Here is a 12,825-nt window from a genome sequence, read left to right on the forward strand (position 1 = left end):
TGCCGATCGGGATCAGCGGCTCAGGATTGTTCCTGAGCAGCCCTGAACGGCGCCCAGAAGAGGCGTCGTTGGAAGGGATACGTCGGCAGGTCGACCGTACGAGCTCCGCGTTCAGCGAGTACGGCTCCCCAGTCCACGCCACCGATGTGGGCCTCGTACTGGGCCAGGGCCGTGAGCAGGCCGCCGACCCGGCGCATCGCACGGTCCTCGACATTCGGGGCGTCGGTGCCGACTGCGTCCGGGAGCAGGGGGAGCCGTGTCGTCACGTCGGTGCCGCTGCCGCGCAGCTCCAGGGTGGTGCCCGGGGCTGGGGTGCCCTCCGAGGCCTGGCTCCGCAGCCAGAGGGCGGGGTTGCAGAGGTCGTCCGGGGTGAGTGGCTGCCCGGCGGTGAGGGACAGCGGGATCCACGGCGTCTCTGGGGACAGTTCGGCCACGAGCTTCGTAAGGTGCTCCGCTGCCTCCTGGTGGTCCTCGTCCGGTCCGCCCTCCGCCCGATGGGCCCGGACCGTGGCAATCCTCAGGGCGTCGGCGAACGGCAGCGCGCCCGTCACGTGGGCGGCCAGGGCAAGGGCGTCCGGGTGAGCCGTCACGCTGCCGGGCCGGACGTCCCAGCTCTCCAAGAGGTGCAGCAGCGCCAGTCCCGAGAGGAAGGCTCGCAGTTCGTCGGCCGGAGCCGCCCCGGATTCCGGGGCTCGCAGGAGTGCGTCGGCGTCGACCGACTCGCCCAGCTCCTCCCCGGCCCGCTCGCACAGCGCGCGGAGCTGGGCGCCGAACGCCGGGAACGCCTGGTGCAGGCGAGGGGCTTCCTCGGCCACCAGCCTCGCTCCGGCAGCGTCGAGGGTGAGGACGCATGAGGCGTCCGCGTCGGGGTCGTCGGCGCAGGAGCGGTGGAGTCCCGGCGAGGTGCCACCGCCCGCGAGAGCGTCCAGGCCACGCAGCAGGGCGGAGCGGTCGTGGGCCACAACGACCGCGCGATGCTCGAAGCGTGCCCGGGTGGTGGCGAGCGAACAACCGATGTCCAGGTCCGACAGACCTGGCCGGGCGGCCACGTGCTCGCGCAGCCGGGCCGCCTGGTCGCACAGCCCGGATGCGGTGCGCGCGGAGAGCAGCCAGGGCACGGCCGGGGCGCTAGAAGCGTCCGCGGAACCTGGTACGGGAACGGAAGGTGACGACATGTCGGCGATCGCGACCGCAGCGGGGACATCCCCGGCAGGGCTGCCGGCTCCGGCGAGCCCCACCGTCTCATCGGCCCTCTCCTGCGGCGCCGACTCCACGATCACATGTCCGTTGGTGCCGGTGATCCCGAAGGAGGACACGGCGGCCCGGCGCGGTTCGCCCGTCTCGGGCCATGGCTCGGGCTCGGCGAGCAGCCGGATAGTCCCCGAGGACCAGTCGACACGGGTGGTGGGCTCTTCGACGTGGAGGGTCCGGGGGATGCGACCGTGCCGCAATGCCATGACCATCTTCATGACGCCGGCCGCTCCCGCGGCGGCGAGCGAGTGGCCGATGTTGGACTTGAACGTGCCGAGCAGCAGTGGGCGCTCGGGGGCGCGGTCCCGGGCGTAGGTGGCCTGGAGTGCCCGTACCTCGACGGGGTCGCCGAACTCGGTACCGGGGCTGTGTGCCTCGACGACGTCCACCTGGTCGGGGCGTAGACGGGCGTCGGCCAGCGCGCGGCGAATCAGCCGTTCCTGGGCGGGAGCGTTGGGGGCCGTCATGCCGTTGCTGGTGCCGTCCTGGTTGACGGCGGAGCCACGGATCACGGCGAGCACCGGGTGCCCGTTCCGGCGCGCGTCCGAGAGCCGTTCGAGCAGGATCAGGCCGACGCCCTCGCTGAGCGCGAAGCCGTCCGCGTGGGCCGAGAACGACTTGGCGCGGCCGTCGGGCGCGAGCCCCCGCTGCCGGCTGATCGCCGCGAATGCGCCGGGCGTCGAGTTGATGGACGCCCCGCCCGCGATCGCCAGGGACGACTCGCCGGAACGCAGGGACTGCGCGGCCAGGTGGACGCAGACCAGGGCCGAGGAGCAGGCGGTGTCGATGGTGAGGGCGGGACCTTCCAGGCCCAGCGCGTACGCGATCCGTCCGGACAGTGAGCTGCCGAGGCTGCCCACCAGGCTGTGGCCCTGAAGTTCCTCGGGCTCCTGGTCCAGGGGCGCCGAGTAGGACTGGTGCGCCACGCCGACGAACACGCCGGTCGGGGTGGCGCGCAGGGATGAGGGGTCGATCCGGGCGTGCTCGATCACCTCCCACGAGGTCTCCAGCAACAGCCGCTGCTGGGGGTCGGTGGCGTACGCCTCGGCGTCAGTCATCCCGAAGAACTCGGCGTCGAACAGACCGGGTTCCGTCAGGAATCCACCGCCTCGGGAATAGGTCGTGTTGTGGCTCCCGCGCTCGGTGTCGGTCAGCGCCGTGAGGTCCCAGCCTCGGTCGGTGGGCAGCGGGGTGATCGCGTCCGTGCCCTGATCCACGAGCCGCCACAGGTCGTCGGGGCCCTGCACGCCCCCGGGGTAGCGGCACGCCATGCCGATGACGGCCACCGTCTCGTCCTCGTCGCGCGGGGCGGGACCCCCGCTCTCGGAACCGGCCGGCCCCACCGACGCGCCGCCGTCCCGCAGGAGGCTCGCTTCCAAGTGCCGGGCGAGCGCCTGCGGGGTGGGGTGGTCCAATAAGACGGAGCTCGTCACGGTCTGTCCGGTGCGGTCGGCGAGCGCCCGGCGCAGCCGCATGGCCCGTCCACCGCTCACCCCCAGTTCCCTGAACGAGCGGTGCATGTCCCAACGCCGTATGCGTTTCCCGGTCTGTGCCATCACGTTGAGTACGAGGTCCTCCAGGGCACGCAGACGGTCGTCCCGCGACAGCTCCGCCAGCCTTTCCAACGCGTCCTGCCGGGAGTTTTCCGGTGGCTGGGAAGACGTGCTCTCCGACGGGAGCAAGCTGTTTTGAGACGAGCGATAGGGGCGATGTTCCGTCGAGCGGAACGACGGATTCCCCAAAGGCTGAAAATGAGTGTCTCCCGCAGCCTCTCGTGACATTTCCCTCACCCTTTCCCGGGGGCGTCGCCACCCTGGGTTCACTATTGGTTAACTATTGCCGCCAGCTTGACGCGTGACGATATGTCGAGCTTTCGATATATGTTTCGCAGATGGAAGTTGACAGTGTGGGGCGACAGCGACATCTGCTGTGCCGTCTGACGATTGGTCATCCCCGCAGCGACCAGACGAGCGATGGCCTGCTCGGTATCCGTCAGCGCCATCCATCCCGTACTCGGCCGATCGACGTTGTTCCAATGGCGCCTGCGCACACCCCGCTCCCGCAGGCTGTGGCGAACCCGGGCGGCGTCCCGAAGCGCGCGGGACCGCACATAGGTCTCGGCGGCCGTCTCCAGATGGCCTATGGCGGTGTCCCGGTCCTCGGTCATACCGCCGAGGTCCTCCTCCGCCCAGGCCCGTGACCACGGGTCCTGGTGCAGGTCGGCCGCGACCCGGAGGGCATCGGCATCTCCCTCCAGCAGCCCCCGCGCGTGCTCGGCCGCCGCACTGAGGACGTGCCAGTCGGCGTTGGTATCGGCCAGCGAGTCCGCCGCGACCACGGTCCGGGCGGCGAGCTCTGGCCGGTCGGCGGCCAGCGCGGTGCGCACCAGCCAGGGCGCGGTGTAGGGGGCGTAGAGAAGCATCGCGTACGTCGTGATTCCCTCGGCGAGCAGCCGCTCGGCCAGGTCCACGGCGGCCCGGGGGCCCTCGTGGGCCTCGGTCACCATAAGCACGGCCCACAGCGTCGGCTGCGTGACCCCGCTGGACCGGCCTGCGAGCAGCGGGTCGCTGAGGATTCCGGCATGCCTCACGGCGGCCTGCATCTGCGTGCGCCGCAGCGACGCGATCGCCAGGACCGCGTGGGCAAGGAGGGCGAGCGTACCCGTGCCGTACTGCTCACCGAGCTCGAGCCCCGTGGTGGCGGCCGTCACCGCGGCCCCGATGTCCCCCCGTTCGAGTGCGAGCAACGCGCGCAGGCTCTCGGTCACCGCGTGCCACCCATGGCTGCCTCGTTCGTCGGCCTCAGCGACGAGCGCCCGCAGCTCCACCTCCGCTTCAGCGAACTGGCGCAGGCTCACCAGGCACTGGATGTGGATCGAGTGACAAAGGAAGGCACCCGCGTGACTGCCTCCGGCCGAGGAGAGGCCGGTCTCGGTGTGGTCGCCGAGCAAGCTGAGGCTTTCCTCGATACGCCCGTCGCACCAAGACCGGAAACTGCTGAGATACCGAAGGTCAGCCGCCCCGCCGAAGCCGTTCTCCTGTGTGGCGACCCCTGATATCTGCGGCCCCGCATCGGCGTAGCCCCACCGGTGGGCGAGGTAGTCCACCAGCAGCGCGATCTCACGTGAGGCGCGGTCGGGTCGGTCCAGCAGTTGCTGGGCCTCGGCGGTGGCGGCCTGGAAATCGCCGCTGAGTATGTGCAGGAAGGCGAGCTTGGTCCGCAGCGCGCCGACCGAGTCCGGCTTCAGCGGCCGTTTCAGGGCGTCGCTCAGACAGCTGACGGCCTCTGTCATGAGGCCGCGGAAAGCCAGCCCGTCGGCCCTGATCTGCAGCAGCCGGAACTGTTCGTACTCGTCCAGCAGCGACAGCCGCAGCGCCTCGGCGGCGAGGTCCGCGGCGCCGCCGGGATCGGTCGTCGCCCGGCGCGCCACTGCCTCGGGCAGGCTCGTGGCGGCCCGGCGGTCCCCGCTCTGGGCCGCGCGCAGCAGATATTCCTCACCCACGGTGTCCTGGTCGCCGGAGACGAGGAGCTGGTGACCAACGTCCCGCAGGAGGGCACCTCGGACTGGGAGCGGCACATTCTCCCTGACGGTCTGCCAGACGAGCGTGTCCTTGAAAGTGGCGCAGGAGCCGCCGTCGACCAACACCCCCGCTTCCTGCGCCTCCCGGATGGCGGGCAGCAGGCTCAGCGGGGTCTGGCCGAGGGCGGTGGAGAGCTCCTCCAGGTTGAACGACTCCCCCATGACCGAGGCGACATCGACCATCCGGCGAGTACCGACGGACAGGCCCACGAGCCGGCTGCGGGCAAGTGAACGGATCTTCGCCGGCAGCACACTCTGGGGGGCGAGCCGGGCGGTACCGTCCTGCCCCTCGATGACGCCGGCCTCGACGAGACCATCCAGGATGCGGAAGAGCTGTGCTGGTACGCCATCGGCATAGGCGCAGATGTCCATGATCGCGGGCCCCGGGGGCATCCCCAGGACCTCGGCTGCGATCTGCCCGACCGCCTCGTGCGACAGCGACAGCAGCCTGCAGCGAACCACGGCCAAGGTCTGGTCGCCGTGCTGCTGCACCTGCTCGTCGTCGGACTGGAGCGGGTCCGTGCAGTCGTCGGAGCAGGAGAGCAGGACCACGAGGGGGCGGCGCAGCCGCCGCCCGATGATGCGGAAGATCCGTGCGCCCGACATGACGGACCTCACCCAGTCGATGTCGTCGATCGCGATGACGACGGGCCCCTCCAGGCTGTTGCCCGGGTGGTAGAAGTCGACCCAGTCGGACCAGCGGTGAGCGAACCGCTCGAGTGTCGGGGCGTCGGACAGATCGTCGAGGAAGTACCGGAGTGATATTCCAGACAGTCCTGCGCCGTTGAGCCGTACGACTTCCAATCCGGCCTTGGCGGAGTGCCGGCATGACGATTCCAGGATCCGTGTTTTCCCCATGCCGCGAGCACCGGTGATGATCATGAGTCCTGTTCCGGCCTCATTGCCTCTCGTCAGCAGCGTGTCCAGAAGACCCAGTTCTTTATTCCGTCCGTATAGGCAAGTCATCTGACACCTCACATGTCGCGCCGAAAGATGCGCCGCCGTGATCCATCAGGATGGCGTTTTCCTGGCCGCCCGCAGTTGGACGCCATCGAGAATCGGTCACTTACCGGAGCGGGGCGCGGGCCGGGTGAACCCGAGTAGCAGGACGACCGGAACCAGACCGACGAGTACGGCATTGGTCGTCATGCCCGCGCCCGTGAGGATGTCCGTGTAGCGGACCAGGACTCCCGTGACGCCCGCCATCAGGACCAGCGACACAAGCGCCACGCCGAGGATGGGCGATCTGCGCGGCAACTCCGGGTTGCGCCAGAAGAACACCATGACCGCCAGGGCCGTGATTGCCTGGAGGAGCACCACACCGATGATCCCTGGGGTGTTCAGCCAGATCAGCATCGTCCGGTACGGGTCGCTGCCGGCCGCCGCGAAACCGCTGATCACCACGATTGACACCAGGCTCTGCCACGTCCCGGCGGTGGACGGTGACCGGTGCAGGGGATGCACCCGCGACAGCGTGGCGGGCAGCATGCCCCGCACGGCCAGGGAGTGGGCGTAGCGGTTCACGGTGTTGTGGAAGGCCAGCGCCGAGGCGATCACGCTGGTGAGGATGAGTACCTTCATGACGTCGGCGATCCAGGCGCCCGCGTAGCGTTCGGCGGCGATGTAGAACATGTCCTTGGTGTTCTCGACCGAGACGGCGACTACCCGCTCCGGCCCGAACGCCTGGATGACGCTCCACACCACGAAGGTGTAGAAGATGCCGAGGAAGGCCAGTGTCACCACGGTCGCCCGGGGCACGGACCGGTCGGGGTCACGCGCCTCCGAGCGGTATACGGCGGTGGACTCGAAGCCGAGGAAGGAGCCGAAACACACCGTCAGGGCGGCTGCCATACCGCCGGTGAAGGTGTGCGCAGGGTGGAACGACTCCAGGGAAAGCCCGTTCGCCCCGCCCTGGACGACGACGGCCCCGGCCACCAGGGCCAGTACGACCGCCTCGGCGGCCAGCAGCACCCCGAGCACCCGCGCCCCGACCTCGACGCCCCGGTGCCCCAGGAACCACACCAGGAGGACGCCCAACAGCGCGGGGACCGCCCAGTGCACGCCCACCCCGAAGAAGGTGCGCAGGACCAGGTCGGCGGAGCTGCCCAGGATGGCGTAGCCGCTGATTTGGATGCCGTTGTACGCAAGCAGGGCCAGCAGCCCCGCGCCCGAGCCTGCCCGTCGGCCCAGCCCTCGCTCCACGTACGCGTAGAAGGCGCCAGGACGGTCGACGTACTTGGTCATCGCGATGAACCCCACGGCGAACAGGGCCATGACCAGGCAGGCGATCAGATAGCCCGCGGGGGCGCCGATGCCGCCGAGCAGGATGCTGAGCGGCGCGATGCCGGCCATCACGGTGAGCGGCGCGGCGGCGGACAGGACCATGAGGGTGATCCCGGAGGTCCCGAGGGCTCCTTGCCTGAGCCGTTGGTCGGGAGGCGCGACGGCCTGCGGGGTCAGGGATTCGACCATGGCTGTGCTACCCGGTCCTTTCGGTCAGCGGTGGTGGAGTGGGCGTCGGTGAACGAGGACGTCGGTCTCACCTCGGTCGTGGGACGGGGCGGCAACGGTCTTCAGGGGTGCGGCGAGCCTCGCCGTTCATGCATCCGATATCCGTACGGCGGATCCCGTCCGCAGGCAGGGGCGCTCCCTCAGCGGTACGGTCAGGTCGCCGCGCATGAATCCGCACAGGACGTCCGGGTCCCAGCCGCCCATCCAGAACGTCACGCGCCAGGGGGCGTTGAGGTCCAGTCCGGCGCCGCCGGGCAGTTCGCCGTGGAGGATGGGTGTGCCCAGCAGCGGGAAGTCGAACTCTTCGACGGCCGTCATGTTGACGACGCGCTCGTCGGCGGGGTTCTTCAGCGCGATGTCGAGTTCGCGGATCCGCTTGCCCAGGGCCGCCTTCTGCACCCGGGAGAGGCTGGGGTCGGCGAGTTCGGCGGCGAGCTCGGCCCGCCGTTCGACGCGGTTGACGTACGGGCCATGGATGCCGGTGGCCGAGGCGACGAGCGCCGCGTCCGTGCGGAAGGAGCGGCCCCCGTATGCCTGGAGCACCGACTGCGGCACGCTGTGCACGTCGGCATCCGGGGCCTCGGGGGCCATGACCATGGTCCGCTCCAGCCGGGGCTTCCCGTCGGCGCCGCCGACCCTCAGGCGGAACGGCACGATCGGCTCCTGGCCGGCCACGTTCAGTACGAAGTTGCGGTTCTCGAACCGGGGGCGGTCCAGTAGCTCCACCCGGCCCCCCACCAGACCGTCGGGCAGGTCCGTCCCGGCGACGGTGGCACGAGTCACCCGTACACCGACTTCGGGGGCGTGGCTGCGTACGGTGCCGGGCGGGGGATCGTGCAGCACGATCACGCGGTCCAGGTCAGGCTCTCCGGCCAGCGCGAAGGTGCTGCCGCTCGCGCCCCTGGGCTCGTCCGTGGGGTCCGGGTCCGTGGCCAGTCGGCACATGAACCAGCCGCCGAACTCGATGCGCATTGCCCGCTCATCACTCATGGGCGAATCCCGATCTCGTCCTCGACGAAGGAGCGGCACATCCGTTCCACGTCCTTGGCCATGAGTTCCGCGCGGTGCCGCAGACGGGGTGGCACGGGCGCCGCGTTCATGTGGTCGGCGAAGCGGCGGGCGCGGCCTGCCAGGTCGGCCAGGCGCTCGGCGAACACCCGGTGCGCCACGTCGCGTTCGGGGATCAGGGCCAGGCCTCGCTGGAACTCGAACGGCGGGCCGGCCGTGACTGACGGGTTCCCGGTGAGCGCCGGGAGTTCGCTGAGGATCTCGCCGAGGGGGCGGGTGAACATCGTCATCAGGGGGAAGAACGCGATCCGCTGGATCCGCTTCTGCTCGGCCGGTGACTCGTCCACTCGGCTGTAGAAGCGCAGCAGCATCAGGACGAGCAGGCTGTAACCGGCGTCGAAGAGTTCGGCCGCCTCCCGGGCCAGCGGCTCGCGGATGACGATCGAGCCCTCGGCGTCGGCGGCGAGCCGTACGACCGGGTTGTCGAGCATGGGACGGGCGGGCTCGAAGGGCCGGCCGCTACGGGTGGCCTCCTCCACCTCGGCGGTGAGCTGGGCCTTGATGCGCAGCAGCCGGTTGTAGTGGGAGTCTTCCTCGTCCTCGGTGGCCCCCTCGCCCTGTTCCACGATCAGATCGACGGCACGCAGCGCCGAGGCCCGGTTGTTGATCACGAAGGGCTCGACGCCGTATCCCACCGTCACGTCGTCGTCGAAGACGCCCTCGGGGTCGATCACGGCCGCCGTGTCGACCTGGCGGAGCTCGGAGCCGATGAACAGGTCCTTCTCCTCTACCGTCGTGATGATGTGCCGGATCCGGTCGTAGAGCTGGCCCACCGTCAGCCGCAGGTCTTCTCCCGTTTCGTCGTCGGACGGCTGGGCGCGCAGCAGCGCGGACGGTAACTCGTAGGAGAGGAAGCGTTCCAGCGATGTCGCGGAGAACGGCTCCAGCGCGGCGACCGTGCCCAGCGGGTAATACCGCTCGGGCTGCGGGAAGTTGGGGCGACGCAGGTACGCGGCGCCACCGACGGAGGCCAGCAGGTTGAGCACCAGACCCAGGTGGAGCATCTCCTCGCGGGCCAGCAGCAGCAGCTGGCCCTTCCACTCGCGGACCAACTCGGCCTGGACCTCGTCGAGGCCGCCCTCGTCGGGCCGTGTCTTGAGGGAGAAGGCCGCGTAAAGGTACTGGAGGCACAGTGAGTGCTCCAGCTCCGCCACTTCGCAGAGCGCCTCAGTGAGCTGGGCCCGCGCGGCCCACGCCCGATCGTCGGTCAGCACGCCGTACGCCTCACTTTCGCCAGCCACTTCGGTGAGACGGCCGAGAGATCGTCGAGCACCGCATGCGCGGTGGAGTGGTCAAGGAAGCGGGTGGCCGACGTGGGGACGGCCACCACCGTCATCCCGGCGGCCCGTGCCGCCGCGATGCCGCTGAGCGAGTCCTCGAACGCCACGCTCGCCTGGGCGGGGACGCCCAAGCGGCGCAGCGCCTCAAGGTATACGGCCGGGTCCGGTTTCCGATCGGTGACGTCGTCGCTGGTGACGACGGTGGTGAACCACTGGGTCAGCTCGTAGTGCCGCAGCCAGCGCTCCACCCATCGCAGGGGCGAGGCAGAGGCTATGGCCAGCGGCAGTCCGGCCGCGTGCAGCGAGGCCAGGGTCTCCCGCACGACGGGCATGAGCCGTACGTGTTCGTCCGTGAAGTACACGTTCCACAACTCGTCGAGGCGTTGGCGCAGCCGGGTGCGGTCGGGGTGGCGGGCGCCCTCGCGGGCCGCGAGCAGGCGGTCGAACAGCCGCTCATAGCTGGCGGGTTGGCCGCACACCTCCCTGGCCCACCACTCGACCGGCAGTTCACCGTGGCCGTACTCGCGGTACAGGGCGCTGCACGCCAGCAGGTCGGGTTGGATGGAATCGACGATGATGCCGTCGAAGTCGAAGATCACCGCGGCGACCGGTAGCGCGGTCCGCTCGCGATCGTCCTGTGCCTCTGTTATCACTATGACAGCCTCAGATTTATCTCTCTCCGGTGCCGGGCAGGACCGGACTCAGCGCTCGGCCGACACAGCGGACGGGGGCGCCTGCCACCGTGATCGGGCCCGGTGGCCAGTCTTGCGGCCAGGCCTGCCCGCCCACACCACCCAATCGATCATTACCTGCTGGTAAGTCGGCCGGGTGCGGGTCCTGTTCAGGGCCAAGCGGAAGCAATCCCTCCACAGGCCACCTACTGGATGCGGTGCCGCGCCGAGCGCACTACTCGATCACGTGGTGTGGCACCCCGCGTCTCGGTGCGACGCTTCCCCAGGCAGGAGCCGTTGGTCCGGCGCCACCCGGGCGCGGACCGGCCCGGGACCTAACGGAGGGTGCCGTCATGAGATACAGCACGTTGGGGAGTACCGGGCTGAAGGTCTCCCGGCTCGGCCTCGGGACGACGACGTTCATGGGCATCTTCGCCCGCCGCTCCCCGGACGACTGCGTACGCGTCCTGCGACGCGGCCTGGACGCCGGCATCACACTCGTCGACACCGCGCCCTCGTACGGCGATGGCCTGGCCGAGGAGATGGTGGGCCGGGCGCTGCGCGGCCGCCGCGACGAGGTGGTGCTCGCCACCAAGGTGGGTAGCTACGTACCCGAGACCTTCGACTTCTCCCCCGGCCGGATCCGCGCCGGCCTGGAGGACAGTCTGCGCCGACTCGGCACCGACCATGTGGACGTGCTCTTCGCCCACGACATCGAGTACGGGCGGCCGGAGCAGATACTCGGCGAGGTACTGCCCCTGCTCGCCACGCTCCGCGACGAGGGCAAGACCCGCGCCGTCGGCGTGTCCGGGCTGTTGCTCGAACCACTGGGTACGGCCGTCGAGCAGGCCGGGGTCGATGTCGTACAGACGTACTGCCGCTACGGCCTCCACGACCAGAGCCTGGCCGAACCGGCCACCGACTGGCGCGCCCGGGGGGTGGCCACGATACTGGGCAGCCCTGTGGCCATGGGCCTGCTCACTCAGGCAGGCCCGCCCGAATGGCACCCGGCTCACCCCGCGCTCAAGGCTGCCGCCCGCGAGGCTGCCGCCCTGTGCACCGCACACGGCACCGATCTCGCCTCCCTCGCCATGCGGTACGCCCTCGCCTGCCCGCACCTTGACGCGGTGCTCACCGGCGCCGGTGATCCGGTCCACCTCGACCGCAACCTGCTGGCGGTGGAGACGGCCGCCGAGCCAGGGCTGCTTCAGGCGGTGCTCGGGTGCTTCGCCGATGTCGCCGAGAGGACGTGGCCGAGCGGCGACGTCGCGTGGGGCGCGCCGGGTTCGTGACCTTTCTGCCCCGTGATTGCGGCGAACGCGTGGCTTCCCCGAGTCCGTGACTTTCTCGACAGCCGGACCGGCCGCCCCGCCGGGTCCCGCTTTTCCCGACGACTCAGGAGGTTTTGTATGTCTGTGTCCGACGGCCGGTCCGGCCGTCCGCTCCGGTTCGGGGTGGTGGGGCTGGGCTTCGGCCGGTGTCACGCCCAGGAGATCGCCCGGATGGACGGTGCCGACCTGGTGGCGGTGGCCGATCTCGACCCCGAGAGCCAGGGCCTTGACCTGGATGCCTTCGGCGGGGAACTCGGCGCCAGGGCCTACCGCGACGGCCTGGGCATGATCGCCGAGGAGGAGCTGGATGCCGTCGTCCTCGCCGTGCCGCCGCGTGGCCGGGAGAAGCTGATCCGCGAGGTGGCGGAGGCGGGGCTCGCCCTCTTCCTGGAGAAGCCGTTCGCCACGGACGACGCGCACGCCGAGGCACTGGCCCAGTTGTGCGCCGAGTACCCGGCGACACCGGTGATGCTGGACTTCTGCCTGCGGCACCTGCCCGCGGTCGTACGGCTGCGGGAACTCCTCGACGGTCCGCTCGGCCGGCCCCTGGTGGCCAACGCCGATCTGGTGCTGCCCCGCGACGACAGCCCCGCCTGGGTGTGGGACCCGGCCAACGGCAACGGCATCGTGAACGAGAACACCTGCCACACCTTCGACACTCTGGGCTTCCTGCTGGGCGAGCCGGTCTCCGTGCACGCCGAGGGCGGCGCCTACCGCAGCGGCTCCCTGGAGGACGGCATCGCCGTGACCATCCGGTACGAGGGTGGCGGCACCGCGGTCGTCACCGGCGGCAACCTCGGCGTCGAGGCCCTGCGCACCCCGGCCCGGCTGTCCGTCTGCACCGAGCGGGGGCAGGCCGTGCTGACCGGAGGCGACCACATGGTCAACGCCCTGACGTGGGCCACCGCCGAGCACGCCGAGGCCGTGCGAGAGAACTGGGAGCTTCCTTCCCGAGGCCGGATCAGCGCCGCCGCCCTGCGCCACTTCGTCGACTGTGTCGGAGCCGGCACGCCCCCGGCGCCGGGCGTCCCCGAGGGGGTGCGCGCTGTCCGGCTGGCGATGGCCGTACGGGAGTCGCTGACGACCGGCGGGCGAGTGCGGGTGGCCCGGGCGGACGCCGCGTCCTGACAGAC

Annotated in this window: 8 protein-coding genes; 2 read left to right on the forward strand and 6 right to left on the reverse strand. The window is 70.4% G+C overall.

The genetic code is table 11. The features are described from left to right. Window positions 1-20: 20 nt before the first annotated feature. From FE633_RS03275 to FE633_RS03300, 6 genes are all read right to left on the reverse strand, one after another. Complete coding sequence (locus FE633_RS03275; protein WP_171059777.1) at window positions 21-2,876, reverse strand: type I polyketide synthase; 2,856 nt, start codon at window positions 2,874-2,876, stop codon at window positions 21-23. A 197-nt stretch (window positions 2,877-3,073) separates the two neighbouring features. Then, window positions 3,074-5,797, reverse strand: coding sequence for a helix-turn-helix transcriptional regulator (locus FE633_RS03280; protein ID WP_138043540.1), 2,724 nt, complete (start codon window positions 5,795-5,797; stop codon window positions 3,074-3,076). A 96-nt stretch (window positions 5,798-5,893) separates the two neighbouring features. Continuing rightward, the gene (locus tag FE633_RS03285; protein WP_138043541.1) at window positions 5,894-7,303 is read right to left on the reverse strand and encodes an APC family permease; all 1,410 of its coding nucleotides are present in this window, start codon (window positions 7,301-7,303) and stop codon (window positions 5,894-5,896) included. A 126-nt stretch (window positions 7,304-7,429) separates the two neighbouring features. After that, complete coding sequence (locus tag FE633_RS03290) at window positions 7,430-8,332, reverse strand: hypothetical protein (protein ID WP_138043542.1); 903 nt, start codon at window positions 8,330-8,332, stop codon at window positions 7,430-7,432. After that, window positions 8,329-9,624, reverse strand: coding sequence for a ferritin-like domain-containing protein (locus FE633_RS03295; RefSeq protein WP_171059779.1), 1,296 nt, complete (start codon window positions 9,622-9,624; stop codon window positions 8,329-8,331). The genes FE633_RS03290 and FE633_RS03295 overlap by 4 nt, the downstream gene beginning before the upstream one ends. After that, window positions 9,618-10,343 carry an HAD family hydrolase gene (locus tag FE633_RS03300; protein WP_240436713.1) on the reverse strand — a complete coding sequence of 242 codons (726 nt, stop codon included), beginning with the start codon at window positions 10,341-10,343 and terminating at the stop codon, window positions 9,618-9,620. The genes FE633_RS03295 and FE633_RS03300 overlap by 7 nt, the downstream gene beginning before the upstream one ends. A 371-nt stretch (window positions 10,344-10,714) precedes the next feature. On the opposite strand from FE633_RS03300, the gene FE633_RS03305 reads away from it, so the two are divergent. Both FE633_RS03305 and FE633_RS03310 read left to right on the forward strand, forming a co-directional pair. Continuing rightward, window positions 10,715-11,653 carry an aldo/keto reductase gene (locus FE633_RS03305; protein ID WP_138043544.1) on the forward strand — a complete coding sequence of 313 codons (939 nt, stop codon included), beginning with the start codon at window positions 10,715-10,717 and terminating at the stop codon, window positions 11,651-11,653. Window positions 11,654-11,770: 117 nt separating this feature from the next. Next, window positions 11,771-12,820, forward strand: coding sequence for a Gfo/Idh/MocA family protein (locus tag FE633_RS03310; RefSeq protein WP_138043545.1), 1,050 nt, complete (start codon window positions 11,771-11,773; stop codon window positions 12,818-12,820). Window positions 12,821-12,825 lie beyond the last annotated feature (5 nt).

This window comes from Streptomyces montanus, assembly GCF_005786655.1.
GTDB lineage: Bacteria > Actinomycetota > Actinomycetes > Streptomycetales > Streptomycetaceae > Streptomyces > Streptomyces sporangiiformans.